The 26,343-nt window shown below is 64.9% G+C and carries 17 protein-coding genes; 8 read left to right on the top strand and 9 right to left on the bottom strand.

Annotation, left to right across the window (positions count from 1 at the left end):
• Positions 1-107: 107 nt before the first annotated feature.
• The 3 genes from glpK (at position 108) to ACMGFE_RS07465 (ending at position 4,021) form a co-directional block, all read left to right on the top strand.
• Positions 108-1,640 (top strand): glycerol kinase GlpK, encoded by a 1,533-nt coding sequence (glpK, locus tag ACMGFE_RS07475; RefSeq protein WP_436924463.1) that lies wholly within the window; start codon positions 108-110, stop codon positions 1,638-1,640.
• A gap of 3 nt (positions 1,641-1,643) precedes the next feature.
• The gene (locus tag ACMGFE_RS07470) at positions 1,644-2,732 is read left to right on the top strand and encodes a DUF7973 family transport facilitator (protein WP_436924462.1); all 1,089 of its coding nucleotides are present in this window, start codon (positions 1,644-1,646) and stop codon (positions 2,730-2,732) included.
• A 113-nt stretch (positions 2,733-2,845) separates the two neighbouring features.
• A complete protein-coding gene (locus ACMGFE_RS07465) occupies positions 2,846-4,021 on the top strand; it encodes a Cdc6/Cdc18 family protein (RefSeq protein ID WP_436924461.1) in 1,176 nt (391 codons plus the stop codon).
• Between the two features lie 302 nt (positions 4,022-4,323).
• Here the strand turns inward: ACMGFE_RS07465 and ACMGFE_RS07460 are convergent, their stop codons facing one another.
• The 4 genes from ACMGFE_RS07460 to kdgK1 all read right to left on the bottom strand — a co-directional run bounded on the left by ACMGFE_RS07460 (position 4,324) and on the right by kdgK1 (position 9,420).
• A complete protein-coding gene (locus ACMGFE_RS07460; RefSeq protein WP_436924460.1) occupies positions 4,324-5,304 on the bottom strand; it encodes an ROK family protein in 981 nt (326 codons plus the stop codon).
• Between the two features lie 139 nt (positions 5,305-5,443).
• Positions 5,444-6,130: a rhamnogalacturonan acetylesterase gene (locus ACMGFE_RS07455; RefSeq protein WP_436924458.1), complete on the bottom strand. Its 687-nt coding sequence runs from the start codon at positions 6,128-6,130 to the stop codon at positions 5,444-5,446.
• Between the two features lie 134 nt (positions 6,131-6,264).
• Positions 6,265-8,040: a pyruvate kinase gene (pyk, locus tag ACMGFE_RS07450; protein ID WP_436924457.1), complete on the bottom strand. Its 1,776-nt coding sequence runs from the start codon at positions 8,038-8,040 to the stop codon at positions 6,265-6,267.
• Between the two features lie 423 nt (positions 8,041-8,463).
• Positions 8,464-9,420, bottom strand: coding sequence for a bifunctional 2-dehydro-3-deoxygluconokinase/2-dehydro-3-deoxygalactonokinase (gene kdgK1 / locus ACMGFE_RS07445; RefSeq protein ID WP_436924455.1), 957 nt, complete (start codon positions 9,418-9,420; stop codon positions 8,464-8,466).
• Between the two features lie 288 nt (positions 9,421-9,708).
• On the opposite strand from kdgK1, the gene ACMGFE_RS07440 reads away from it, so the two are divergent.
• Positions 9,709-11,628, top strand: coding sequence for a HAMP domain-containing protein (locus ACMGFE_RS07440; RefSeq protein ID WP_436924454.1), 1,920 nt, complete (start codon positions 9,709-9,711; stop codon positions 11,626-11,628).
• 1,427 nt (positions 11,629-13,055) lie between these two features.
• Here ACMGFE_RS07440 and ACMGFE_RS07435 read toward each other — a convergent pair.
• Complete coding sequence (locus ACMGFE_RS07435) at positions 13,056-13,286, bottom strand: hypothetical protein (RefSeq protein ID WP_436924453.1); 231 nt, start codon at positions 13,284-13,286, stop codon at positions 13,056-13,058.
• 2,300 nt (positions 13,287-15,586) lie between these two features.
• Here ACMGFE_RS07435 and ACMGFE_RS07430 point away from each other — a divergent pair.
• Positions 15,587-16,033 (top strand): DUF5805 domain-containing protein, encoded by a 447-nt coding sequence (locus ACMGFE_RS07430; RefSeq protein ID WP_436925157.1) that lies wholly within the window; start codon positions 15,587-15,589, stop codon positions 16,031-16,033.
• Complete coding sequence (locus ACMGFE_RS07425; protein ID WP_436924452.1) at positions 16,026-17,051, top strand: tyrosine-type recombinase/integrase; 1,026 nt, start codon at positions 16,026-16,028, stop codon at positions 17,049-17,051. The genes ACMGFE_RS07430 and ACMGFE_RS07425 overlap by 8 nt, the downstream gene beginning before the upstream one ends.
• Before the next feature lie 697 nt (positions 17,052-17,748).
• Here the strand turns inward: ACMGFE_RS07425 and xacF are convergent.
• On the bottom strand, positions 17,749-19,200 hold the full coding sequence (gene xacF, locus ACMGFE_RS07420) for a 2,5-dioxovalerate dehydrogenase (protein WP_436924450.1): 1,452 nt from the start codon (positions 19,198-19,200) through the stop codon (positions 17,749-17,751).
• A 154-nt stretch (positions 19,201-19,354) separates the two neighbouring features.
• Between xacF and ACMGFE_RS07415 the strand changes: the two genes are divergently transcribed.
• Both ACMGFE_RS07415 and ACMGFE_RS07410 read left to right on the top strand, forming a co-directional pair.
• Entirely contained in the window at positions 19,355-20,593 is a 1,239-nt protein-coding gene (locus tag ACMGFE_RS07415; protein WP_436924449.1) for a mandelate racemase/muconate lactonizing enzyme family protein, read from the top strand.
• A 498-nt stretch (positions 20,594-21,091) separates the two neighbouring features.
• Positions 21,092-21,853, top strand: coding sequence for an IclR family transcriptional regulator (locus tag ACMGFE_RS07410; protein WP_436924448.1), 762 nt, complete (start codon positions 21,092-21,094; stop codon positions 21,851-21,853).
• Positions 21,854-22,166: 313 nt separating this feature from the next.
• Here ACMGFE_RS07410 and thsA read toward each other — a convergent pair whose 3' ends face one another.
• From thsA to ACMGFE_RS07395, 3 genes are all read right to left on the bottom strand, one after another.
• Entirely contained in the window at positions 22,167-23,843 is a 1,677-nt protein-coding gene (gene thsA / locus ACMGFE_RS07405) for a thermosome subunit alpha (RefSeq protein ID WP_436925156.1), read from the bottom strand.
• A gap of 180 nt (positions 23,844-24,023) precedes the next feature.
• A complete protein-coding gene (locus tag ACMGFE_RS07400; protein ID WP_436924447.1) occupies positions 24,024-25,208 on the bottom strand; it encodes an oligopeptide/dipeptide ABC transporter ATP-binding protein in 1,185 nt (394 codons plus the stop codon).
• A gap of 3 nt (positions 25,209-25,211) precedes the next feature.
• The gene (locus ACMGFE_RS07395; protein WP_436924445.1) at positions 25,212-26,342 is read right to left on the bottom strand and encodes an ABC transporter ATP-binding protein; all 1,131 of its coding nucleotides are present in this window, start codon (positions 26,340-26,342) and stop codon (positions 25,212-25,214) included.
• Position 26,343 lies beyond the last annotated feature (1 nt).

Here is a 26,343-nt window from a genome sequence, read left to right as displayed (position 1 = left end):
TCGACCGGGAGCGAGCAACTGTCGGCAACATTTATAATGATTCACTATATTGTTTACCAGTAAGGCGGAACCTAAGATAAATAGGCCGCCAGACGGAGACCAGGAACATGTCAGACACGTACATCGGCGCGATCGACCAGGGGACGACCGGCACTCGCTTCATGGTGTTCGACCACGGTGGGCAGGTCGTCGCGAACGCATACGAACAGCACGAACAGATCTATCCGAACCCGGGGTGGGTGGAACACGACCCCGTCGAGATCTGGGAGAACACGAAGGACGTCGTCACGCGCGGACTCGACGAGGCCGACCTCGACGCGACGCAACTGGAAGCGCTCGGGATCACGAACCAGCGCGAGACGACGGTCGTGTGGGACGCGGAGACCGGCAAGCCGATCCACAACGCCCTCGTCTGGCAGGACCGCCGGACCACCGACCGGGTGGAGGAACTCGAGGAGGCGGACAAGGTCGAGTGGATCCGCGAGAAGACCGGGCTCGAGGCCGACGCGTACTTCGCGGCCACGAAGGTCGAGTGGATCCTCGACAACGCCGAACCGCTGAAGCTCCAGAGCTCCCGCGGCGAGGACATCCGCAACCGGGCGGAACAGGGTGAACTCATGATGGGCACCATCGACACGTGGCTCATCTACAACCTCACCGGCAACCACATCACCGACGTCACCAACGCCTCGCGGACGATGCTGTACGACATCGAGAACCTCTCCTGGGACCCCGAACTCCTCGAGGAGTTCGACGTGCCCGAGTCGATGCTCCCCGAGGTCCGCCCCTCCTCGGACGAGGAGACCTACGGGTCGACCGACCCGGACGGCTTCCTCGGCGCCGAGGTCCCCGTCGCCGGCGCGCTCGGCGACCAGCAGGCGGCGCTGTTCGGCCAGACCTGCTTCGACGAGGGGGACGCCAAGAACACCTACGGAACCGGCTCGTTCTATCTCATGAACACCGGCACCGAGGCCGTCTCCTCCGAGCACGGCCTGCTGACGACCATCGGCTTCCAGATGTCCGGTGAGCCGGTCCAGTACGCCCTCGAGGGCGCGATCTTCATCACCGGCGCCGCCATCGAGTGGCTCGAGGACGTCGACCTGATCAACAACGCCGCCCAGACCGCGGAACTGGCGCGCTCGGTCGACTCCACCGACGGGGTGTACATGGTCCCGGCGTTCACGGGCCTCGGCGCGCCGCACTGGAACGGACGCGCACGGGGGACCCTCGTCGGGATGACCCGCGGGACGCGGAAGGAACACATCGTCCGGGCGACGCTCGAATCCATCGCCTACCAGACCCGCGACGTGGCAGAGGCCATGGAGGCCGACTCCGGCGTCGAGACCACGACCCTCCGCGTCGACGGGGGCGCGGTCAAGAACAACTTCCTCTGCCAGTTGCAGTCCGACATCATCCAGACGGAGATCGTCCGCCCGCAGGTCGACGAGACGACCGCGCTCGGGTCGGCGTACGCCGCCGGGCTGGCGGTCGGCTACTGGGACACGGTGGACGAACTCCGCTCCAACTGGCAGGTCGACCGCGAGTTCGAGCCCGAGATGGACGGGAGCGAGGCCGACCGGATGTACAGCCGGTGGGACGACGCGGTCGAGCGCTCGCTCGACTGGGCCAAGGAGGAGTGACCGATGTACGAGACCGTCCTGCAGATACCGGTTCTCGGGATGGAGGTCGAACAGTTCCTCCTGTTACTGATCACCGCGCTCGCGGGCGGAGCGTTCGGCGCCGCTATCGGCGCGCTGCCGGCGTTCATCTTCACCGGGTTCCTCGTCTTCCTCGGCGAGGGGATCGCGATCCTCCAGCGCGAGGTCGGCGCGGCCGGCGGCATCGAGGGCCAACTCGCCGCCGACGTGACGGGCGTCATCGGGTTCGGCGTCGTCACCGGTCCGCACATCGCCTTCGCCGGCGGCGTCGCCGCCACGGCCTACGCCGGGAAGAAGTACCCGGAGATGGAGCCGGAGGGGTGGGACTACCACTTCGGGAAGAACATCCTGTACGCCTTCGGCACGAAGCCCGACATCCTCGCCGTCGGCGCCGTCTTCGGCGCGCTCGGCTGGCTCATCACCGAGATCGGGTACGCCGTCGTCGTCGTCGGCGGGACCGCGCTCTCCGACTTCATCGCGGTGTCGGTCTTCGCGACCGCGTTCATCGCGCGGGCCGTGTTCGGCTACCCGATCGTCGGGAAGTCTCGCGGCGACAGCATTCTCGACATGTCGCCGTTCGAGCGCGAGGAGCCGCGCATGGCGGCCGACGGCGGAGAGGTCCCCCCGGAACACGAGGGCCGACTGGCGACCGAACCGTGGCTCCCCCACCAGTACAAGTGGTCCGGGGTCACGGCGATCGGCCTCGTCGGCGGCATCCTCGGCGGGTACATCTACATCGCGACCGAGAGCATCTTCCTCGGCTACGCCATCTCGGCGATGAGCCTGCTGTTCCTCAACCTCGGCGTCGAGAAGATCCCTGTCACCCACCACATCACCCTCATCGGAGCCGTCGGGGCAGTGGTCTTCCTGCCGGCAACGGGACCCGTGATCGCGCTCCTCGCGGCCGGCGTGTTCGGCGCGTTCAGCGGGCTCCTGGGCGAGGTGACCCAGCGGATGTTCTACGCACACTCGGGTACGCACGTCGACCCGCCCGCGATGGCCATCGCGATCGCGATGACCGTCGTCGCGGTGCTGGCGATACTCGGGATCCTCCCCAACGCGGGGTACCTCTGATCGACACGTGACGGGTCCCGATCCGCAACTCGGCGTCGAACCCGTCTGACCTATCGCGGTCCATTTATATTCCATGATGGACCTCGTTCACAACAGAACTCCCTGGAACGCTCATGGACATAGACGCGAGAATCAAACGCCGGCAGCGCCGCTCCGAGGGCCCGCGGCTGGTCGAGGACTACGAGTCGCTCTCGCCCGTCTCACACGTCGACGAGCCCTCCGACCGCGGACCGATACTCGAACGGTTGCTCGACCACCTCGACCCGGTCTTCGACGGGCAGTTACCGCCCAACGCGTACGTCTCCGGCCCGTTCGGGTCCGGGAAGTCCGCGGTCGTGACAGCCCTGTTCGCCCACCTGGACCAGCTGTCGACCGAGACACGGTCTGTCATCCACACGAGTACGCGGGCGGCCACGCCCACGACGCCCGCGTTCGTCTACGTCGACATGCGAGAGACCACGAGCGAGTTCGCCTTCTACCACGGCGTCCTCGACGCGCTCGTCGACGAGTCCGTCCCCGACCACGGGATCAGTACCGACGAACTCAGCGACCGCCTCCACGAGGTCCTCGGCCGCTCCCGCACCGGCGTCGTCGTCGCCGTCGACCACGTCTGCGAGCCCGAGGGCACCGACGCCGCGGCCCTCGTCGACCTGTTCGCCGGGCTGCCGAGCAACGTCAGCTGGCTCGCGATCGGTCGGATCCCGCCGGAGGAGATCCCACTGACGGAGTACACGGCGACCGAGATCCGCGTCGACCGCTACCGGCGCGAGATGCTCGTCGACCTGCTGATGACCAGGGCCTCGCTCGGGCTCACCCGGCAGGCCCTCGACCACGAGCAGGCCCGTCGGATCGCCGACTGGGCGGACGGGAACGCCCACGACGCGATGGCGGCGCTGTTCGTCGCCGCCGACCGCGCGAGCCGGGCCGACCGGACCCGCATCACCGAGTCGGAGGTGAGCGCCGCGATAGACGAGTTCCCCCGGTCGTCGGTCTCGCTGGGCCGCGTCCTCGCGCTTCCGGCGAACAAGCAACTCGTCCTCCGCAAGCTCGTCGCGCTCGATCCCGACGAGCGCGCGTCGGTCACCGCGACGACCGAAGCGATCAGTGCCGACCCCTCGGTCGACCTCTCCGCGGGGACCGTCAAGCGCTACCTCTACGAGATGGCAGAGGTCGGCGTCGTCGAACGCGTCCAGTCGGAGGTCACTAACGAGAAGGGCCGACCGCCGAGCCGCGTCGAACTGCGGTTCCCGCCGACGGCGTTCAGCCGGCTGTCCGAACTCGAGGAGTGAGCGACGGCCGTCCAGGTCGGCGGTCGTGCCACCCGTCGACTGCGCCGATCGGCGGTCCATCGGCCGTCGACTGCGCCGATCGGCGGTCGTGCCACCCGTCGACTGCGCCGATCGGCGGTCGTGCCACCCGTCGACTGCGCCGATCGGCGGCCCATCGGCCGTCGACTGCACCGATCGGCGGCCCATCGGCCGTCGACTGCACCGATCGGCGGCCCGTCAGTCGCCGACTGTGCCAGTCTGCGGCCGCATCTGTCGTGGACGGAGAGCTCCGTCACGTCGAAAGCGTATCCTACTAAAGCCCGCTAGCTCGATCGCACGCGCGACCGGTCGCCGGTCCCCGCGGTGAGGGCGCTGGCGAGCGCGCCCTTCACGACGACGTCGTCGCCCAGCGTCGTGAGCTGCAGGTCGGGGACGTTCCCGAACACGACGTCGTCGAGGCGCTCTCTGACCGGATCGAGGATCCGATCGGGGTTGTTGAGCGTGACGGCGCCGCCGACGTAGATGACCAGCGGCGCGTAGGCGTCGATCATGTTCGCGATGGCGATGACGTTCCACTGCGTGACCTGGTCGAGGACGTATTCGGCGAACTCGTCCCCCTCGTTCGCGTGGGCGAACACGTCCGCGGAGGAGAAGTCGGCGCTCTCCAGGGGCATCGACGTCTCGACGGGGTCCTCGTCGTGGAGTCGCTGGGCGTAGCGGAAGATGTTGTTGCCCGAGCAGTAGGCCTCCCAGTGGCCGTCGATGCCGCACCCGCAGGTCATGAAACCGTTCGGGTCGACAGTCATGTGGCCCACTTCGCCGGCGTTGCCGTCCCAGCCCTGGACGACGTTGCCGTCGACGCAGACGCCGGCGCCGATACCGCTGGAGATGGTGAGGTAGATCATGTCGTCGGGGTTGCGGTCGGAGTAGAAGCGCTCGCCGATGACGCCGGCGGTGGTGTCGTTGTGGAGGTAGACGTCGTCGCTGTCGACGAGTTCGCCGATCGGACCGGTCAGCGGGATGCGGTCGATCGAGTCCGGGAGGTTCGCGGGGTTGTCGATCACCCCTTCGGCGAGGTCGAGCGGGCCGATGGATCCGACGCCGACCGCGACGATTCGCGTCGGGTCGACGCCGGCCTCCTCGCACGCCCCCCGGAGCGCGTCGAGGACCGCCTCGGTGACCGCGATGCCGTTCGGTCCCTGCGGCGTCCCGGTGCGACGCGAGGCGAGGACGCGCCCCGACTCGTCGCCGACGACGGCGCGGATGTTGGTCGCGCCGAGGTCGACTCCTGCGTAGGTGGCCATTGTAATCGGTGAGTCGTCCCATCGCTACTTAACTGCACATATTCACCCGCCCGCGAGTTCCCGTTTCGATGCGACCCACCTGCCCGCCGGTATCTGTCTCGATGCGGCCCGCCCCCTGCGGCCCGCCCTCTGCGGCCGATCACGCCTCGTCGCGGACGAAGCGGTCGGCAAGTTCGAGGTCGAGTTCCTCGACTCCGTCGAGCACCAGCTCGGCAATCCGGCGCGCCCCCCGTTCGCTGAAGTGGGTGTCGTCTGCCACGCCCTCGGGGTAGTTGGGGTGTTCGCCCGCGGCCAGGTGGTTGTAGAGGGACTTCGACGCGTCCGGTCCCAGATCGCGGAGGAGCGCCCGGCTCCGCTCGTCGGCGTCGATCAGCGGCACGTCGCGCGCCTGCGCCACGTCCCGGGTCAGGTCCGCGTACTCCCGATGGGTGTCCTCCAGTCGCCCGTCCTCGTCGAAGTGCCGGCGCGCGATGGACGTCAGAAGTACCGGTTTCGCGCCGTGCTCGCGCGTCTCTCCGACGAACGTCTCGAGGTTGGCGACGAACGCGTCCGGAGGCGTGTACTGCTCTTTCGAGGGTACCTCGTCGTTGTGCCCGAACTGGACGAACACGTAGTCGTCCGTGGACAGGTCGTCCACCACGGGGTCCCAGCGCCCCTCCTCGAGAAAGGTGCTGGTGCTGCGACCGTTGCGGGCGTGGTTCTCCACCGTCACCGACTCGTCGACGCGTTCGGCGAACGGCGTCCCCCAGCCCGTTTCGGGGCGTTCGTCCGGGTCCTTCTCGGCCATCGTGGAGTCCCCGATCAGGTAAACGGTGACTGTCGACATTTCCGTGTTACTGGTCGAGGCGAGACATATGTGCATCGATACCGCGCGAGAGAAGCGACGACCGCGAGGGGACTCACCCGCTCGAACGGGGGGCAACGTCGGTCAGCGGGCTTCCAGCGAACTGTCTCCCCGACTTACAGCGATTCGCGTTCCGTCTCGCGCTCGCGCGCCCGGCTCTGGATGGCTTCGTCGTAGACGATGCCCCGCTCGGCGTCCAGGGTCACGACCGTCCCCGAACCGACGTCGCGCCCGATCGAGGCGTTGGAGATCATCGGGAGTTCGAGCTCCCGGGCGACGATCGCGGCGTAGCTCGTCATGCCCCCGTGTCGGTCGATGACGCCGGCCAGTTTCTCAACGTCGCCGCCGAACTCGCCGTCGAAGTCCTCCGGCACGGCGAGGATCGCCCCCTCGGGCACGTCGGTGAGGTCACCGCTCTCGGTCCAGTGGAGTTCGCCAGACACGAGCCCTTCGACCACGGACCGCCCGGAGGCGATCGTCTCCGATGCCACGTGGACTTTGAGCATGTTCGCCGTGTTCACGCCCTCGAGTTCGGTCATCATCCCTGAGAGGACGACCACCGTGTCGCCGCTCTCGGCCGCGCCGGTGTCCAGCGCCGACTGGACGGCGTTGTTGATGACCGCGTCCGCGCCGTCTGCCGTGTACGGCGAGCTCTTCGGGATGATCCCCCACGACAGCGCGAGTCGCCGCCGAATGTCCTCGCTCGGCGTCGAGGCGACGATGGGGATCGACGGCCGGAACTTGGCGGCCTTGAGCGCCGTGTACCCCGATTCGCTGGCCGCGACGATCGCGTTCGCGTCGATGTCCCGCGCGAGGAACCGGGCGGACCGAGCGAGCGCGTCGGTCCGCGTCTCGTCGGCCGGCGGCACGCGCTGCTCGCGGTTCTCGGCGTACTCCGGCGACTCCTCCACGTCGCGGACGATCCGGTTCATCGTGTCGACGACCCGGACGGGGTGGTCCCCGATGGCCGTCTCGCCCGAGAGCATGACCGCGTCCGTCCCGTCGAGGACGGCGTTGGCCACGTCCGAGGCCTCCGCGCGCGTGGGCCGACGCGCGTGTACCATCGAGTCGAGCATCTCCGTCGCCGTGATCACCGGCACGCCCTCCTCGTGACACCGCCGGATGGTCCGCTTCTGGATCATCGGGACATCCTCCAGCGGGCACTCCACACCGAGGTCGCCGCGCGCGACCATCACGCCGTAGGCGGCGTCGATGATCCCGCCGAGGTTCTCGACGGCGACTTCGCGCTCGATCTTCGCGATGATCGGGATGTCGGCGCCGAGTTCGTCGAGCGCGCCGCTGATCTCGTAGACGTCCTCGCCGTCGCGGACGAAACTCGCCGCGACGAAGTCCACCTCTTTCTCCGCGGCCACTTTCAGTTCCTCGCGGTCCTGGTCGGTGATGACGGGCAGCCCAAGTTCGACGCCGGGGACGTTGACCCCTTTCCGGGCACCGAGGTCGCCGCCGTTCTCGACGCTCGCGGTGACGACTCCCTCCGAGACGGACTCGACGGTCGTCTCGATGCGCCCGTCGTCGAGCAGGACCCTGTCGCCCGGTTCCACGGCGGAGATGTCGTGCGAGACGCCGATCTCCTCGGGCGTCGCCTCCTCGCCCTCGACGAATCGGACGGTCGACCCGCCTTCGAGCGTGATCTCCTCGCGGATCGGTGCGGTCCGGACTTCCGGCCCCGGCAGGTCGAGCATCGCCGCGACCGGCCTGTCGATGCGCCTGTCGACCGAGCGGATCCGGTCGACGAGTTCCCGGCGGTGTTCTGACGTGCCGTGGCTCGCGTTCATCCGCGCGACCGACATCCCCGCCCGGGCCAGGTTCTCGATCGCCTCTTCGGTCTCGCTGGACGGACCGAGCGTGCAGACTATCTTCGCGCTACGCATCTCAGATCGATACCTCCAGCAACGAGAGCGTTCGGTTCATGTGAACAGGTTCCGCCGGCAGGGATAAAAGTTCACTCCCATCTCTCCCCGGAAGGCGACGCCGTCCTCCGTATCCGTCTCTCGCTCGGCGGGTCTGGCAATAGAACGGACTCGCTCGTGAACGGTCTGCCCGAGCATCCGACCTCGGTCCCGACGGAAATCCCGTTGGGGCCGACAGCAGATAGCCAGGTCTATGTTGTCGAGGAAGACGACGAGTCCGAGGACGGTGCGTTCGAATTCGGTGGCAGTCGGCCACGCGAGGCGCGGTCTTCGGGGCCGGTGATGCGAACGGTTTTCCTCCGTTCCTCGCCGGTCTCCGTCGGCGAGTACGACGCTCGAACCGGTCCCCCGTCCCGGCCGGTCTCAGGCGATGATACCTACCGGTTAGCGGGAGATACCGCTCTGTTCGCCCTGGTCGACGACGCGCCGGACTTCATCGGGCGTGACGAGCGCGACGTCGCCGGGGATGGTCCGCTTGAGCGAGGCGGTCGCCGCGCCGTACTCCAGGGCGTCCGGGACGGACGCGCCCGTGAGCCACTGCGAGAGGAAGCCGCCGACGAAAGCGTCGCCGGTGCCGACGGTGTCGTACTCGTCGGCCTCGAAGACGCCCTGCTCGGAGACTTCGCCATCGGCGAGGGCCAGCGAGCCCTCGCCCCCGCGGGTGATGAGTGTCAGGTCGAAGTCGAACTCCCCCGCGAGGTCGCGGGCGATGGCCTCGGCGTCGCCTTCGCGGTCGAGAACGTTCCTCGCGTCGCGCTCGGCCACGACCAGCACGTCGATGTCGGCGAACAGTTCCTCTAGCGTGTCTCGCGCGTCCGCGGGCGACCAGAGCTTCGAGCGGTAGTTCACGTCGAAGACCGTCGTCGTGTCGTGTTCCCCCGCGATTGCGAGGAGTTCGCGACTGGTCTCCAGGAGCGTGTCCGAGAGCGCCGGTGTGATGCCGGAAGTGTAGTAGGCGTCGGCCTCGGCGACGCGGTCGGTCTCGAGCTCGTCGGTGGTCGCCGTGGTCACGGCGGCGTCTGCCCGGTCGTAGATGACGTTCGTTCCGCGGGGTTTGCCGGCCATCTCCACGTAGTACGTCCCCATGCGCGCGTGGTCGTCCCAGACGATGTGGGGGTCGACGCCGTGGTTGCCGAGCGCACTCGTCACGCGGCGGCCGAGCGGCGAGTCCGGGAGTTTCGAGAGCCAGACAGTGTCCAGACCGAGCCGCTCGGCGGCGACGGCGACGTTGCTCTCCGCGCCGGCGACGTGCACGTCGAGGCTGTCCATCGCTTCGAGTCGCTGTTGTCCCGGCGGCGAGAGTCGGAGCATCGACTCGCCGAAGGTGACGAGATCCGTCATGACCCTCGATGGAACTGGAGTCCGCTTAAATCCGCAGGGATCGGACCGGGCGACGGCGACGACCCGGCTGGAGCGTGGTCGCGGTCGTTGCCAGTTCGATGGTGGTTACGTGTTATCAGGTTGTGAGAACGCTCGATGTACTCCAAAGCTATATATGAGATAGTCGAACATGAAATCCTATGCGCAATTGGGGAAATGTGGACGATCCGAATAATCGCACCGAGAAGGTGTTCAGGGTGGCAGTGACTCGGGTGTGTCAGGACAGGGAGCCGACCGGAGGGAGGATCGATGAGCGGTGACGACGCCGGTGGTGGCGTGATGGGAATCGTCCGGACGGTGGTCCCGAACTTCATCAGGAAACGCTTCGCGCTGAAGTTCCTCATCGTGTTGCTGGTGATGGGGCTGGCGATCGGCGCCGTCGGGTACGTCGGGACCCAGCAGTTCAGCGACCACACGCGCGAACAGACGGAGAGCGAGTACAGCTCCCTCGCGGTGCAAGAGTCGAACCTGGTCGGCCAGTGGATCGAGAGTAACAAACTGTCGACGCGCCTGGCGTCAGAAGCGCCGGCGTACGCGGGCAAGAGCCAGTCGCGGATGACGAGCAAACTCCAGCACCACAAGGATACCGTGATGCCGAGCTCCGTGAGCGCGATGCACATCGTCCAGCGCGTCGGCGGTGACTACAAGATCGTGGCGAGCACGGGTTCGATGACCGGGAACTTCATCAAGGACACGGAGCGCTCCTGGTTCATCGGGAAGGACTTCAGCGCGACCAGCGACGTGGCGATGTCGAACGTCTACCGCCCGTCCAGCGGGGGCAGCTCTGTCGTCGGGTTGGCCAGTCCGGTCAACGGCACCTCGAACCGGTACCTGATCGCCGAGCTGGGGACGACGAACATCGCGAGTGAACTCCAGGGGGCCGACCGGGCCGATGGCGGGTTCACGATGATCGTCAACAACAGGACCGGAACGATCCAGATCGACGAAAAAGCGTTCTCTAACGGATTCGACCAGTCGGACGACGAGACGCTCGACCAGTACGGTGACCGCAAGACGCTCCGGGCGGGGGCGAGCCTCACGAACAACGTCAGCGGCGTCGTCTCGAGCCGAACGAACGGAGCGGTCATGGACGAAGAGTACGCGGTCGGTTACTCGCAGATTCTGGTCCCGGGCAACGAGGACACCTGGGTCGCGCTGGTTCACGCGCCGACGGACGTTCTCTTCGGTGACGTCCAGCAGGTCACGCGGTTCGGGATGATCGCGACCGGCGGTGGCGTGCTGCTGATGCTGCTCATCGGGGCGGTGCTCGGCTACAACACCTCGTCGTCGATCGACCGCCTGAAGGGCAAAGCCCAGGAGATGGAGGAGGGCAACCTCGACGTCGACATTCACTCGGGTCGCATCGACAGCATCGGCCAGCTCTACGACGGGTTCGCCGAGATGCGCGACGCCTTGCGCGAGCAGATCGACGAAGCCGAACGAGCCCGGAAGGAAGCGGAGGTCTCGCGGGCCGAGGCGATGGAGATGAGCAACTATCTCCAGGAGAAAGCCGAGGAGTACTCCGCGATCATGCAAGCGGGCGCGCGCGGTGACCTCACCCAGCGGATGGAGCCGGAGGGTGAAAACGAGGCGATGGACCAGATCGCCAGGGACTTCAACGAGATGATCACCGAACTGGAGATGACGACCGGCCAGCTCAAGACCTTCGCCGTCGAGGTCGAAGAGAGCGGGCGGTCCGTCCAGCAGAGCGCGGAGACGGTCCGCGACGCCAGCGAACAGGTCGCCGACTCCATCCAGCGGATCTCCGACGACGCCTACGACCAGAAAGAGCGGCTCCAGCGCATCTCCGAAGAGATGGACGGGGTCGCCGGCCAGCTTGACGACTTCGCGGACGACAATCCCGGGGTCGACTTCGGCGATTCGCTCGATAGTATTCGGGAGGTCGCGGGCATGATAGACGAAGCCGCCGACCTCGCGGAGGACACGATGTCCGAGAGCGAGAACGTCGCCGGCGCAGCGGAGGAACAGGCCGCCGAACTCAACGAAGTGTCCTCGCGCGCCGAGGAACTGGTCCGCTACGCGCAGTACCTCGGCGACGGCCTGAACAACTTCGAAACCGAGGAAGAACACGAGTTCGTCTTCCAGACCGGTGCCGGCGGGACCGGTCCCGGCGTGGACGACGCCGACGAACCCGCAGACCAGCAGTAGAACGCGCCCAGCGTCCGGCTTTTTTTCGCTGCGATCGACTACAGAGCTGCCGGTCCAGATTAACGATGTAACTACCGAGCGACGAACGTGACGACTTTCCCATTGCATTCGTTGCGCCGCAAATCGCGCGTTCGCCGTGACAGGGGTGTCCTCTCCGGGGAGCAGTGGTGATCACCGAGAACGGGAACGACGCCTCCGTCACCGGTCGACCTCTGCGAGACGGTCGTCGAATTTACCGGGGGCTACAACCACAACGATCCGAATTCTGTGCATTGGCGCCACCGAAACCGATCGAGGACCGGCGTTCGAACGGGCGACTCGCTCGCAGCCCACGCCTTCGATCCCGTGGCACTGACGGTGCCACGCGAGCGGACCGGCGTCTGTCGCAGCGACACCACCCGGCTCTTCGACGAACAGGGCGAATCCTCGCCTCGTTGCCGGAGTGATGAAGCCCGGCGAGTACGCGATCGTAGACGAGTCCTCCTATCGAGGTCTCCGCGTGCGCGTGACGATGTGCTCCTGTCACGACGGGAGTCGCGGTCTGGTCGTCGTCACCTCCGGTCACGACACTCCGAACGTGCGGTGCCGGAAGGTTGTCCATCTGGAGCCCTCTCGACGGGCGCGACCGTCGGGGCGGACGGGCCAGCCGATGGATCTCTCGTCTCTGTCAGATCTGCAGTCGCCTCGGCTGCCGACTGACATTCTCGGCTTTCCGCCACTCGGAGTCGCTACGGCCCCGTGAGCGCCAGTTCGCTCACGAGGTCACTCACCCATTTCTGTATAGCGGAATATAGTTTATGCGCACGGCGTCGGGCAGCACAAATCGTTAATTCATTTATCGTTTATATTGATGGATCGCGGTTCCAGGCTGTTTGAAGGCGGTAGCATCCCCCGAGTCGAGTAGGGCAGGTACCGCGCGCACTGCAGTCCCCAAACCGATCACGGGGAGATATCCCGACCACGTTCGATATCGTCGTGGGGGGTTCAATGCGTCACACCCACTCCCAAACGGAGGCCGAGCGAACGAGCCCAAACGGCCGAGTGCAAGTCTACGAAACGGAGTGCTGGCCGTGGCCCGTCCAACTTCCGAGAGCGAGTGTCAACCCGCGCCCAGTACCGACACCGTCGAATCGTGGGACGATAGCCGAACGAGAATTCGACGTGCCCGAAAATTATCTTTCCCGACCCTGGCCGCTCTAGAGGCGCTCAGGGCGCCATAGAACGGTTCGAACTGAGGCGAGTGGAGAGGCACATCTGGGCCCTCTGCGGGCAAGAGGGACAGCAATTCCGACGTGCCAACGGTGCTTCTGCTGAGGGACGTCGACCGATTGTCGCGTCCGGTGAAGCGGTTGGCCCTTGGTGCGGTGCGGCGATCGATTTGACTGCATCGTACTAGATATATAGTGACGTGTTCGACCGAGGAGCTCTCAGATACGGTGATATCGGCCGCGCTGGCGTCCGGACGCCAGGTCGATATCGACCTGCTCCCGTTTGTCATCGACGGAAGTGCGTTCGACCTGCAACGCCTTCCAACGCGTCGTGTTCGGACGATTTGCCGTCGGTTCGAATGGACCGCACACTCCGTGGCAGGCAGTTGCGAATTCGAGGCCGTGCTCCCGATAGCGACGGTAGCTGGCGATCATTTGCTGCGGAGTCATGGACTTACTCAAGAAGTCCGCTGGAATCGGGCCCCTCGATCAAATTCAGACGCTCGATCCGTCCGGTTGCCGTCTCGTTCGGGGCGTCTCGACGATGTACCTTCGCGGGCACCCTGCACCTCAACGGAGTTCTGCTAAGTGGTAACGAGCCATACACCGTTCTGCCCCGATCGGGCTGAGGCGTGCCAAAGATGCCGACAATATGTCGCCGCACAGATAATTAATTAGATGTAACTCTGGATTACCGGCGTAGAGTACAGACACATTCCCATCTATTAGCACAATCGTGGCCGTGATTTCGATCCCTCGCTCACAAATAAGACCATTTAGATGGAAATGTGGATTTTCACCTCCTTCGATGGCGATGGCTCGACACTGTCGAACGCGGTCATCGGATCGACTGGCCAGTGTTTCGAATTGTTCTCAAATTCGGCACACTTCTCATCGCCGCAGTCTGCGTCGAGGACCGAACTCGCAGACAGCATTGCCGGTCTCATTCCGGGGTTCGGGCCGAATTCGATCTCGGCGGACTGCACCCGTCGGTAGGTTGGACGGTTCGATTTCGATAGCGACGTATTCGGTCACTGGATTAATCGAACGACTACCTGAAGGCCGGAGGTCCGTGGACAGCCATCGATATACGACTGTCGTGATGTGCTTTCCCGAATTCCCTTCATCGATTCGAGAGACCGACGAATCCTCCACCCAGGAATAAGGAGATGCCGAAGATTACGAAGACCTCGGTAAGAGTACCGGGGATCGGGTCAGCGAAGATCGAGAGAAGGGCGAGATATACAACGGCATACGCCAGTGGAAGAATGAGGTGCCCAATCTCATCGCGGGGGGTAGGGGGGCGCGCACTATATCGAGATATCTGTCGATGAAGGAACGCAAGGACCACGACCGCTCCCAGTCGGACGAAGTGCAAAGGCGCCGTTATCGTCTGTTCGGTCGAAATTCGGTTTAGATACTCCTGCCAGACCGTGAACAGCATCGCTGTGCCCATCGATAGAACCAGAATCTGATTCACCAACGGTACCGTCGCGCGTTTCGTCGATCGGTCCCCCGAGCGCTGTCCAGATTGGTCGTCCGATGGCGGCCGCTCAGGACGGATCAGATACCCCGCTACGACGGCTTGAGCCGAAAACATGGTCAGAATCGTCGGGTCGGACAACACACCTACTCTGTCCCCTCCTCCGCGAACATTCGAAAGGCGATCCAATGACCGTTATTGCGGCTTGGTAGTAATTCGGACCCATCGTCACGAGCTCGGATGTGTTGACCCCTCGAGCGCAAATATATCGCCGAAATCTCCCTGCCTGGACGGTAGGGTGTGAACCTTCGTCATACGTGTCTATACCTCAGCAGGCCGATTTGAGCCGAGACGAAGGTTACCCCGGCAGCGGCGGGAGGGTCTGGACACGAACGACCGGGAGATCGGGCTTCGATAAACGTCTTGTCTATATCGAAATAAGATTTATCGATAACCTCGCAATCCGGTCTGGCTTTGGTCCTATCCGGAATGCTGGACCGTTGGGCTGCGCGGCAACGATAGTGACTCTGTAGCATGTCTAGGGAGGATAATTGCCGACGTATCGATGCCAGAGAAGGATGCGGGGTCTTCGACAGCGCGACTGACTAGGGTGGTGTCAAGGTAGCCGATCAGGTCGGCAACAGTTCGAACTAGATCTCATACCCACCGGAAACACGACAGCTCACATCTCTGACTCTGGGACGGTTTCACAAAACTTGTCAGCGATCTCGGATTCGATGACTTGTTCTAGATCCAAAATGGTGAGTTCGAGAGGTGATAGCTATAGATCGTCGCTTAGAACGGTTCTGCGTGAGATTCCGAGAGTACGTATGGAGTAACACCGTCTATCGGCTGACGTTGCTGTGACCCCTGGGGTAGTGGTGTCGATGACCCCCTTGCAGAGCGAGTTGTCTTCCCACTCCCTGGACTTCGATCGGTCGGGGTTGACGAATCGTCGGCTCCTCGTTACACTTCTCCGAATCGCATCCCAGAGGGATCTGTTGGGGATACGATCGATGGTTCGCCCAGTCTCATACTCACGACTGGTGCGCCCCCGCAGCGCTGGATGGTCGTGTCACTGACATTATCCTGAGCATTGCCTCCGTAGAACCACACTCACGGATAAAGACCCTTATTTGTGAATGAGGGTCTGATGTAGCGCATCAAAACGGCCGATATAGGCCATCTAAATGCCATTCTGAACTATCAAGAGTATATCGGTGAGTGTGGCGTTAGATTGATATCGCTGGGGAAACATCGGCGAACGATGGCAGAGAGTGAGCTGGATACGTCGCGGGCGACAGTCCGAACGTACGTGCCGGCATACCAGCGAGAGGAGTGGGACGACCATGCCGACGAACTCGGGATGAGTCGGAGTGAGTTCGTTCGATCGATGGTGCAAGCCGGTCGCCGCGGGTTCGGCGACGTCGATCACAGCGATTCCAACGTGAGCAGGTCTGAGAGTGACGATACCGGGGCGTCGTCTCTGGAATCTCCTGGAGGGGTGTCTTCGGACGCTGACCCCCAGGGGATGGACCTCGAAGAGCGGGTCGTCGGAGCCCTCGAATCAGCCGACTACCTGTCGTGGGACGATCTCCTCGGTGCGGTCACCGACGACATCGAGGCCGAGCTCGAGGAAACGCTCCAGGGACTCCAGGCCGACGGCCACGTGACCTACAGCGGTCGGAACGGCGGTTACACCATCGATGAGTAGCGCCGAACGCGAAGCGAGCGAATCCAACGACCCGGTGGCGTACTTCCTGGAGGACATCACGTTCCAGGGCAAGAGTCAGCGGACGCGAGACGCCTACGAACGGGTCCTCCGGGAGTTCGAGGGGTACCTCGACGACCGCGGTCTCGCGCTGTCGGAGGCGAACCACCGGGACTGCATGGCCTGGATCCACCGACTCCGTGGCTCTGTCGGCGAGAGTACCGTCGCGACCTACGCGTCCTACCTCCACCGCTTCTACGGCTACATGACGGAGGTGGGAACGTTCGACGAGAATCCGATGTCACTCGTCCTCGAGGAGATAGACGAGTCGATCAACGTCGACCCCGAGCGCCGGGACATCACGGTGCCCGCGATGCGGTCGTTCGTCGCAGACATCGGGCATCCGCTGGACAGAGCCGTGGTCGTGACGCTCCTGAAGACGGGGATGCGGGCCGGCGAACTCTGTAATCTGGACCGACGAGACCTCTCGCTGCACGATTCGCCCCTCGCGACAGACCACCGCCCTCAGCTCGACGGCAAACCGGATTCGCTCTACGTCGACGCGGCTCCGAAGGCGGGCGAACGGTACAACGACCAGGTGCGGACCGCGTCGAACAAGCGTAAACGGGCGACGACGATACCGATCGACGAGGAACTCGCCAGCGTGCTCGTCGAGTGGTTGGCGGTCAGGCCGGACCCGCGATCGGACGCCGACCCGCTCTTCCTCAGCACGGCCGACGAGTGGGGCAAGCGCCTCACGCCGGACATGGTCCACCACCTCGTCGAGATGCACGCACGCGACCAGGGCTGGTACCGCGACGGCGGCGGCGCCGAAGAGAACGTGACGCCTCACTACTTCCGCCACTTCTTCACGACACACCTCCGGGACCGGACCGGCGACAGGGGGATCGTCAAATACCTCCGCGGCGACGTCGCCCAGGACATTATCGATACCTACACCCACGACTGGGGCGACCGCGTCCGCGAGGTCTACGAAGCCAACATCTATCGCCTCCTCTGACCCCGTCTTCGGCTGACTTCGGGGCCACTCGACCGCGATAATGTCAACTATCCCCACTGAGTGCGGGTCGTACCTCGAACGCATAAACTGTATCTCGCTATATTGAATTGGGGCCGTGTCCGTCTCGTCGACCTGGGAGAAAAGCCCGCAGAGCGGTTCGTTCGCGAGTGATCTGGAAGTGAAGTTCGAACGTATCTCTCGACCGTAGCATTGTTCGAAAGTGCTTGCCACCGGTTCATCGCTTCACGGCTACTCAGACGATCGCCACTCCGTCGCCCCATCCGGTCCAATCTAGATTACACCCGTAGTACTGTCATGAGCGTCAGTCGAAGCCGGCCCCCTATCGTGTGGGGGAACTTGCGTTCAACTATGGCGAACGTTAGTTGCGCCAATAGAGACGATTGTCCAGCCGAATTTCCTGGCAGATGGCATTCACCACGGCGTGTGAGTGAGAATTCGTTTCCGGGCGGTTGGATAAATTACGAAACAGCTGTTCCGTTTAAGTGAACACATACAGGGGCCGCAGTCAGTCGGGTACAGCAGAGATTCGCGCCGGAGGACCGAACTGCGGGATCGACGGGTTGAGCGGTATCAGGCGCATCCGGTAATACAGGATTCGAAGGTGCAGCGTTCGGCGGTGAAAGATGGTCGCGGTCGATAAATCTGAAGCGAAGGTCCCGGATCCGGGACGGGGCGATTACGTGTTCAGGTAGACCGTCTTGATCTCGGTGAAGAAGTCGAGACCGGCGTCGCCCTGCTCGCGGTAGGTGTTCGTCGAGGAGTCCTTCACACCGCCGAAGGGGACGTGGAGCTCGAGCCCCGTCGTCTTCTCGTTGACCTTCGCGACGCCCGCTTCGGTTCGCTCGATGAACTCGTGGGCCTCTTCGAGGTCCGTGGTGACGACGCTCGAAGAGAGACCGAACTGGCTGTCGTTGGCGGTCTCGATGGCGTCGTCGAAGTCCTCGACTTCGGTGACGGCGAGGACCGGCCCGAAGACCTCTTCCTGGAAGATGCGCATGTCGCGCTCGACGTCGGTGAAGACGGCCGGCGTGACGTAGTAGCCGTCGTCGTACTCGTCACCCGTGAGACGCTCGCCACCCGTCTGGTGGGTGGCGCCCTCGTTGGCGGCGACGTCGACGTACTCCAGCGTGGACTCGAGTTCGCCCTGGCTGACGTGGGGGCCCATGCCGGGGTCGTCGAGACCGGGACCGACGTCGATCGACTCGGCGTACTCGACGATGCCCTCGACGAACTCGTCGTAGACGTCCGTGTGGACGATTGCACGGGAACAGGCCGTACAGGCCTGCCCGGTCACGCCGAACGCGCCGGCGCCGACGATGTCGACCGCTTCGTCGACGTCCGCGCTGTCGGTGATGATGGCCGGGTTCTTGCCGCCCATCTCGGCCTGCGCTCGCGCCATGTTGTCGGTCGCCGCGTCGTAGACGTGGTGGCCGACTTCGGAACTGCCCGTGAAGGAGACGGCGTCGACGTCCTCGTGCGAGGTCAGCGTGGCACCGACGTCGCTACCGGAACCGGGGACGAAGTTGATGACGCCGTCCGGGAGGCCGGCGTCTTCGAGCGCCTGGACGATGCTGGCCGCGGGACCCGGCGCGTTGGAGGCCGGCTTGATGACGACGGTGTTGCCCGTCGCCAGCGCGGGGGCGATCTTCCAGGCGGGGATCGCGATGGGGTAGTTCCACGGCGTGACGAGGCCGGCGACGCCCAGCGCCTCGCGCTTCGTGTAGACGGACGTCCGACCGCCGCTCGGGCCCTTCCGTTTGCCTGCGTTGTCGGCCGCCTTCTCGGCGTAGTAGTAGAAGATGTCGATGGCCCGCTGGACCTCGGGGCCCGCCTCGGAGAGCGTCTTGCCTTCCTCGTGGGAGAGCTGCTCGGTCAGTTCTTCTTTCTGTTCCTCCAGCAACTTCGCCGTCTCGCGGAGGATGGAACCGCGGTCCGGCGCGGGCATCGCTTCCCAGTCGGCCTGGGCGTCCGCCGCAGCGGCGATGGCGCGCTCGGCGTCCTCGGTGGAGCCTTTCGCGTACTCGGCGGCTGTCTCCGTCGTGTCCGCGGGATTCTCGACTGCGAAGGTGTCCCCGCTTTCGGCGGGCACCCATTCGCCGTCGATGTACAGGTTCGTGGTCTCTGTCATGCACTAAGACGGTCGTATGGTGTCCACTTACGAGTTTCCATACAGGATATCTTGGGCCGTTCTCGTTGACTCGCTTCCGGGTTGTCGTTTCGATCGCCTGGGCCTGGTGGATGTGGGAAACTTTATACCAGTCAGGTCGGGAGGTGTAGCCGTCATGGTCGATTTCGACAAGATCAGCGACCCGAACGCTGAGTATACGATGCGGGACCTCTCTGCGGAGACGATGGGCGTCTCCAAGGAACGCGGCGGCGTGCGCGACGCCGAGATCACCGACGTCCAGACGACGATGGTGGACGGCAACTACCCGTGGATCCTCGTCCGCGTCTACACAGACGCGGGGGTCGTCGGCACCGGTGAGTCCTACTGGGGTGGCGGCGACACCGCCATCATCGAGCGGATGAAACCGTTCCTCGTCGGCGAGAACCCGCTCGACATCGACCGCCTGTACGAGCACCTGATCCAGAAGATGTCGGGCGAAGGCTCGATCTCCGGGAAGACTATCTCGGCCATCTCCGGGATCGAGATCGCCCTTCACGACGTGGCGGGCAAACTCGTCGACCTGCCGGCCTACCAGCTGTTGGGCGGCAAGTACCGCGACGAAGTCCGCGTCTACTGCGACCTGCACACCGAAGACGAGGCGAACCCGCAGGCCTGCGCCGAAGAGGCCGACCGCGTCGTCTCCGACCTTGGCTACGACGCCATAAAGTTCGACCTCGACGTTCCCTCCGGTCACGAGAAAGACCGCGCCAACCGTCACATGCGCGCCCCGGAGATCGAACACAAGGCCGAAATCGTCGAGGCGACCACCGAGGCCGTCGGCGACCGCGCCGACGTCGCCTTCGACTGCCACTGGTCGTACGCCACCGGCAGCGCCAAGCGTCTGGCCAAGCGTCTCGAAGAGTACGACGTCTGGTGGCTCGAAGACGTCGTCCCGCCGGAGAACCACGACGCCCAGCGCGAGGTCACCCAGTCGACCGCCACGCCGCTGGCCACCGGCGAGAACGTCTACCGGACCCACGGCAACCGCGATCTCATCGAGAACGAGGCCATCGACATCATCGCCCCCGACATCCCGCGCGTCGGCGGCATGCGCGAGGGCCGCAAGATCGCCATGATGGCGGACATGTACTACATCCCCGTCGCCATGCACAACGTCTCCTCGCCCATCGGCACGATGGCCTCCGCCCAGCTCGGCGCCGCCATCCCGAACTCGCTGGCCGTCGAGTACCACTCCTACGAACTCGGCTGGTGGGAAGACCTGGTCGAAGAGGACGACCTCATCGAAGGCGGCTACATGGAGATCCCCGAGGAGCCCGGCCTCGGTCTGACCCTCGACCTCGACGTCGTGGAGGAGAACATGGTCGAAGGCGAGACGCTGTTTGACGAGGCGTAGCCGAAGTCAAACTCGATAATCTTCGATTTTCGGTGTTCGACGCGGCTCCCTGAGCCGCGTCGAACCGGCGAATCTTTGATTCGACTCGCTCGATGAAGCAGACGGGTCACCTGGGCTTCCGTATTCGCCTGGCAACCGTCGATTCGTGTGACTACCTCGAAGACGAGTACGCGGCGTCCCCTGACCCTCGCGCTCGCTGGAACACTTCGAGCAGTGGCTTCGACTCGCCCCTGAAAGTTCCCGCGAGCGTCCACAAATACCCGACTCTCCCATCCGGTATTCGCTCGTCGAAGGGCCCCGCCGTCAGATTACAAAATGCGAGAGACGAACGTGGAAGGTTTCACCAAATGAAACGCAGATCGGCCGGATTCCACGCATACGCAGGACCCCCCGAATTCTAGACCCCTCCCACCGACAGGAGCACAGACGAGGTTCCCGGCCTGAGAACGAGATTCCCTGGAACAGAACAGGTAAGTGATCCGCAGTGGATGCTGTGGTATGGACCAGCCGAAACATCCAGTGACGACAGTCGACAGAACGTTACAGATAGTCGAGATAATACAGGAACTGGACGGGGCTGGGGTCTCGGAGATCGCCGAACGCGTCGACGTGGGGAAAAGCGCCGTGCACAACCACCTCAACACCCTCGCGAACCGGGAGTACGTCGTCAAGGAGGGCGACGAGTACCACATCGGACTCGCTTTCCTGGGCCTCGGAGCGTACGCACGCCAGCGGAACGAGATCTTCGACGCCGCCCACAAGGAAGTCGACACCCTCGCCGACGAGACGGGCGAACTCGTCAATTTACTCGTGGAGAAAAACGGGATGGGCATATACCTCTACCAGTCGCAAGGAGAGAACGCGGTCGAACTCGACACCTACGAAGGCAAGCGCGTCCGACTGCACTGCACCGGCCTCGGCAAGGCCATCCTCGGGTTCCGCCCCGAGGACGAAGTCACGGAGATCCTCGACGTGCGCGGCATGCCCGCCGAGACCGAGCACACCATCACCGACCTTGACGCGTTCTTCGACGAACTCGCCGACATCAACCAGCAGGGCTACGCCATCGACGAAGAGGAACGACTCAACGGGCTGCGCTGCGTCGCGGCGCCTATTACCGACGACGACGACCGCGCCATCGCCGCGATCAGCGTCTCCTGTCCCGTCCACCGGGTCGACGACGACCGCTTCTACGAGGACCTCAGGCAGGCCGTGCTCGGCGCTGCGAACGTCGTCGAACTGGAGCACAACTACTCCTAGCCATCTTTTTCGTCGGGGGGTCGCCTGCGGCGACCCCCCCGACCAAAAACATGGGTGAAAAAGCCGGAACCTCGCTTCGCTCGGTTCCGGTGAACCGCGCGCCTGCGGCGCGCGGACGTTCTACTTCTGTTCTTTCAGCTGCATAATTTCACGACCAGGATATTCCGAGCTGCGGTTGTAGCATCCGCCGAGCGAAAGCGAGGCGGTTCACCGGTCGCGAGGGAGCCAAGCGACCGCCGCGACCGGCCTTTTTCACCCATGTTTTTGGCCCGGGGGTCGCGCTCCGCGCGACCCCCGGGCGAAAAAGATGGTCTTACATGGCGCCGCCCATACCGCCCATGCCGCCCATGCCGCCGCCGGGCGGGCCGCCGGCCTCCTCTTCCTCGTCGTCGCCGACGGAGAGGTCACCGGCGGAGATGACGTCGTCGATGCGGATGATCATCGTCGCCGCGTCGACCGCGGAGTCGACGGCCGTCGTCTTCACGCGGAGCGGCTCGACCACGCCGTCTTCGAACATTTCGACGAGTTCGCCCGTGTCGGCGTCGATGCCGACGTTCACGTCGCCCGCGTCGTGGCGCGCGGTCATGTCGACGAGCGCGTCGATGGCGTCGTGGCCCGCGTTCTCCGCGAGCGTGCGCGGGCCGTCCTCGAAGGCCTCCGCGAAGGCCTCGACGGCGAGTTGCTCGCGTCCCTCGACGGAGTCGGCTTCCTCGCGGAGCGCGAGCGAAGCCTCGATCTCCGGGGCGCCGCCGCCCGGCAGGACGGAGCCGTCCTCGATGGCCGCGGAGACGACGCCGATACTGTCGACGACGGCGCGCTCGACCTCGTCGAGCACGTGTTCGGTACCCCCGCGGAGGAGGATCGTCCCGACGCCCTCCGTGGGGAGGTCACCGAAGACCGTCGTGCTCTCGTGGTCGGCCTGCCGGCGGACGGTCTTGTCACGGATGATGCGCTCGGTGACGCTCCCGGCGAAGCCGAGGTCCTCCTCGGTGAGCGCCTCCAGGTCGCCGACGCGCGTGGCGCCGGTGGCCTGCGCGATCCGCTCGCGCTTGTTGCCGTCGACGCGGCGGTAGGCCGTGACTCCCTCGTTGGCGAGGCGCTCGGCCGCGTACTCGTCGATGCCGCCGTCGGCGACGACGATGTCGGCGCCGGCCTCGACGATGCGGTCGACCATGTCGGCGAGTTCCGACTGCTCTCGCTCGACGAAGCTCTGCAGTTCGTCCATGTCGCCGACCGTGGCCTCGGCGCCGACGTTCGTCTCCGAGACCTCGATGTCGCCCTCGTAGACGAGGACGTTCGCGTCCTGGTGCTCCCGGGACATGTTCTGGTTGACCGGTTCGACGTCGAAGAGGACGCCGTCGACGAACTCCGAGTCGTCGATCGAGGCGCCGTAGAACTGGCGCACGACGACCGCGTCCTGGTCGACGGTGCCGTCCTCGCGGACGGCGGCCTGCACCGCGGAGACGACCATCGACGAGAGCAGGTCTTTCGCCGTCTCGGCGCCCTTGCCGGTCATCGCGGTGCCGGCGACCTGTTTGAGGACCTCCTCGTCGTCGGGGTCGACCTCGGTCGCCATGTCGTCGAACACGTCGACGACCGTCTCGGCCGCGTGGCGGTAGCCGGCGACGATAGAAGTCGGGTGGATGTCCTGTTCGAGCAGGTCCTCGGCGTTCGAGAGGAGCGCTCCCGCCAGGATCACGGCGGAGGTCGTCCCGTCGCCGACCTCGGACTCCTGGGTCGTCGCCACGTCGATTATCATGTCCGCGGCGGGGTGGTCGACGTCCATCTCTTCCAGGAGCGTCACGCCGTCGTTCGTGATGACGACGTTACCGCCCTGGTCGACGAGCATCTTGTCCATTCCGCGGGGGCCGAGCGTCGTGCGGATCGTCTCCGCGACTGCTCGCCCCGCCTCCAGGTTCATCGACCGGGCGTCCTCACCCGACGTGCGCTGCGATTCGTCGGAGAGGACCACCATCGGTCCGTCGGCCATCTGTCGTGCCATGTGTGCTCACAACCGCGTCTGGCGGAAATAAGATTTGCTTTCCGAACGCGCCCGACCCCGAGACACGAGCGGAGCCACGGGGCCAGCCCACAGGTCGGTCCGCTGGCGCGGTCGAGACGCCGTGTCGACGAGCGAAAGCGGCGAAAAATCGGTGCGTCGGGGAGCGACTCAGTCGCCGAAGCCGGACTCGGATTCGGTACCGTACTCGTCTTCGGGGCCCGCGAGTTCGGCGCTGTTCCAGTACTCGTGGTTCTCCAGCGCGCGGAAGCAGGCGGCGTCGGCCTCGCCCGCCGTGTCGTACAGCCCCGGTTCCTCCTGCGTGCAGACCTCCCGGGCCTCCGGGCAGCGCGTGTGGAACTTGCAGCCCGACGGCGGGTCCTCGGGGTCGGGCACGTCGACCTCGCGGACCGGCGGGTCCTCCTGGATGCGCTCCCTGGCCAGGTCGGGGTCGACCGTCGGCGTCGACCACCTGAGCACCTTCGTGTAGGGGTGGGTCGGGTTGTTCAGGATCTCCTCGGGCGGGCCAATCTCGACGATCTCGCCGAGGTACATGATCGCGATCCGACCGCCGGCACGCTTGGCGAGGTACCGCGCGTTCGCCAGGTCGTGGCTGATGAAGATGTACGACGTGTCGAACGTCTCCTGCAGGTCGAGGATGAGGTCCATCATCCCGACGCGCAGGCTCACGTCCAGCGCGCTGATGGCCTCGTCCGCGAGGATGACGTCGGGATTCATCAACAGCGCGCGGCCCAGCGCGACGCGCTGTTTCTCGCCGCCGGAGAGCTGGTGGGGATACCGCTCGGCGTAGTCCTCCGGCGGCATCATGTCCACGTACTCGAGGTACCGGTAGATGGTGTCCTCGCGCTCTTTGGGGCCCAGCTCGGTCCGCCACTTCTTCAGCGGGTCCGAGAGGATGGCCTTGACCCGCCGCGAGGAGTTCAGCGCGTTGGCCGGGTCCTGGTGGATGATCTGCATCGCCCGCCGGATGTCGGTGAACTCCATCTCGGCCTCTCGCGGGTTGTCTTTCGCTTCCCAGATGTCCTGGCCGCGGTAGGAGATCGTGCCCTCGGTGGGTTTCTCCAGCCCGACGGCGGTCTTGCCGAGCGTCGTCTTCCCGCAGCCCGATTCCCCGACGAGGACGACGATGTCGTTCTCGTAGAGGTCGAAGCTGACGCCGTCGACGGCACGGACCGTCTTGTCCGTCAGCGCGCGCTTGACGATGCCGCCCGGCTTGTAGTGGACCTTCACGTCCTCGACCGAGAGGATCGGTTCGTCGCTCTGTGCCGCGGTCGCCTCGTCGCCGGCGATCTCGTCGGCGGTGGCGTCGTCCGCCGTGGGTTCGTCTGTGCTCATGAGTTACTCCTCCCTCGCTCCGTGGTCGAGCGAGTACTCCAGTTCGCCGCGCGCCTGGTCCGTGTAGAAACACGCCGCCTCGTGGTCGTCGTCGACCGTCACCAGGTCCGGGTCCTCGATCTCACACCGGTCGTCCGCGATCGGACACCGCGGGTGGAACGAGCAGCCGGTCGGGATATTCACCGGGTCCGGCCGCGCCCCCTCGATCGGCCGCATCGAGTCGATGTCCGAGTCGATGCTCGGGACCGAGCGCAACAACGCGCGCGTGTAGGGATGTGCGGCGTCTTTCAGCAGCGAGCGGGTCTCGCCGACCTCGATGAACTCGAAGGCGTACATGACGCCGATGCGGTCCGAGAGCCCGGCGACCAGCGGCAGGTCGTGCGTGATGAACACGATGGTCAGCTCGAACTCGTCGCGCAGCTCGCGCAGCATCGAGATGATCGAGCGCTGCATGAGCAGGTCGAGCGCGGCGGTCGGCTCGTCCATCACGAGCACTTCGGGTTCGAGCACGAGCGCGAGCGCGATGAGGGCGCGCTGTTTCATCCCGCCCGACAGTTCGTGCGGGTAGGCGTTCATCACGCGGTCGGGATCGAGGTGCAGCGCCTCGAAGAGGTCGTAGACGTGGTCCATCCGCTCCTCGAGGACCGCGTTGTGGGCCTGGATGGTCTCGTGGAAGTGCCCCTTGATCTTCATCGTGGGGTTGAACGAGTTCATCGCGCCCTGGAACACCATCGAGACCTGCTCCCAGCGGAACGACTGCAGTTCGCCGTCGCTCATCTCCAGCACGTCCACCGAGTCGTCGCCGACGGCGTCGTAGTCGCCGATCTGGTCGGCGCTCGGGGTGGTGTCGCCCTCGTCCTCACGGGGGTAGTAGGTCACCTCGCCGGAGAGGTGCCCGGGGTCCTCGACCGCGTCCATGAGCGCCGCGGCGAACATGGACTTGCCCGACCCGGACTCGCCGACGATAGCGAGGATCTCCTCGCGCCGGATCGAGAGGTCGACGTCGTTGAGGACCCACGCCTGCCCGCGGGACATCCCGAACTGCACTCTGGCGTTCCGTACGTCCATGACGATGTCCTCGTCGGCATCGTCGCCCTCCTCGTCCGTCGTCTGGTTCTGTTGTCCGATAGCCATG

The sequence above is a fragment of the Halosimplex amylolyticum genome (genome assembly GCF_051414035.1).
GTDB lineage: Archaea > Halobacteriota > Halobacteria > Halobacteriales > Haloarculaceae > Halosimplex > Halosimplex amylolyticum.
This window is presented reverse-complemented; position numbering and strand designations above follow the sequence as displayed.

Excerpts from the sequence above, each read along its gene's own strand:
- ACMGFE_RS07400 (WP_436924447.1), bottom strand. The coding sequence starts at position 25,208 with ATGAGCACAGACGAACCCACGGCGGACGACGCCACCGCCGACGAGATC.
- ACMGFE_RS07410 (WP_436924448.1), top strand. The coding sequence starts at position 21,092 with ATGGACCAGCCGAAACATCCAGTGACGACAGTCGACAGAACGTTACAG.
- ACMGFE_RS07470 (WP_436924462.1), top strand. The coding sequence starts at position 1,644 with ATGTACGAGACCGTCCTGCAGATACCGGTTCTCGGGATGGAGGTCGAA.
- glpK (WP_436924463.1), top strand. The coding sequence starts at position 108 with ATGTCAGACACGTACATCGGCGCGATCGACCAGGGGACGACCGGCACT.
- ACMGFE_RS07415 (WP_436924449.1), top strand. The coding sequence starts at position 19,355 with ATGGTCGATTTCGACAAGATCAGCGACCCGAACGCTGAGTATACGATG.
- ACMGFE_RS07455 (WP_436924458.1), bottom strand. The coding sequence starts at position 6,130 with ATGTCGACAGTCACCGTTTACCTGATCGGGGACTCCACGATGGCCGAG.
- ACMGFE_RS07430 (WP_436925157.1), top strand. The coding sequence starts at position 15,587 with ATGGCAGAGAGTGAGCTGGATACGTCGCGGGCGACAGTCCGAACGTAC.
- ACMGFE_RS07460 (WP_436924460.1), bottom strand. The coding sequence starts at position 5,304 with ATGGCCACCTACGCAGGAGTCGACCTCGGCGCGACCAACATCCGCGCC.
- ACMGFE_RS07440 (WP_436924454.1), top strand. The coding sequence starts at position 9,709 with ATGAGCGGTGACGACGCCGGTGGTGGCGTGATGGGAATCGTCCGGACG.
- thsA (WP_436925156.1), bottom strand. The coding sequence starts at position 23,843 with ATGGCCGACGGACCGATGGTGGTCCTCTCCGACGAATCGCAGCGCACG.
- ACMGFE_RS07435 (WP_436924453.1), bottom strand. The coding sequence starts at position 13,286 with ATGACTCCGCAGCAAATGATCGCCAGCTACCGTCGCTATCGGGAGCAC.
- xacF (WP_436924450.1), bottom strand. The coding sequence starts at position 19,200 with ATGACAGAGACCACGAACCTGTACATCGACGGCGAATGGGTGCCCGCC.
- pyk (WP_436924457.1), bottom strand. The coding sequence starts at position 8,040 with ATGCGTAGCGCGAAGATAGTCTGCACGCTCGGTCCGTCCAGCGAGACC.
- kdgK1 (WP_436924455.1), bottom strand. The coding sequence starts at position 9,420 with ATGACGGATCTCGTCACCTTCGGCGAGTCGATGCTCCGACTCTCGCCG.
- ACMGFE_RS07395 (WP_436924445.1), bottom strand. The coding sequence starts at position 26,342 with ATGGCTATCGGACAACAGAACCAGACGACGGACGAGGAGGGCGACGAT.
- ACMGFE_RS07425 (WP_436924452.1), top strand. The coding sequence starts at position 16,026 with ATGAGTAGCGCCGAACGCGAAGCGAGCGAATCCAACGACCCGGTGGCG.
- ACMGFE_RS07465 (WP_436924461.1), top strand. The coding sequence starts at position 2,846 with ATGGACATAGACGCGAGAATCAAACGCCGGCAGCGCCGCTCCGAGGGC.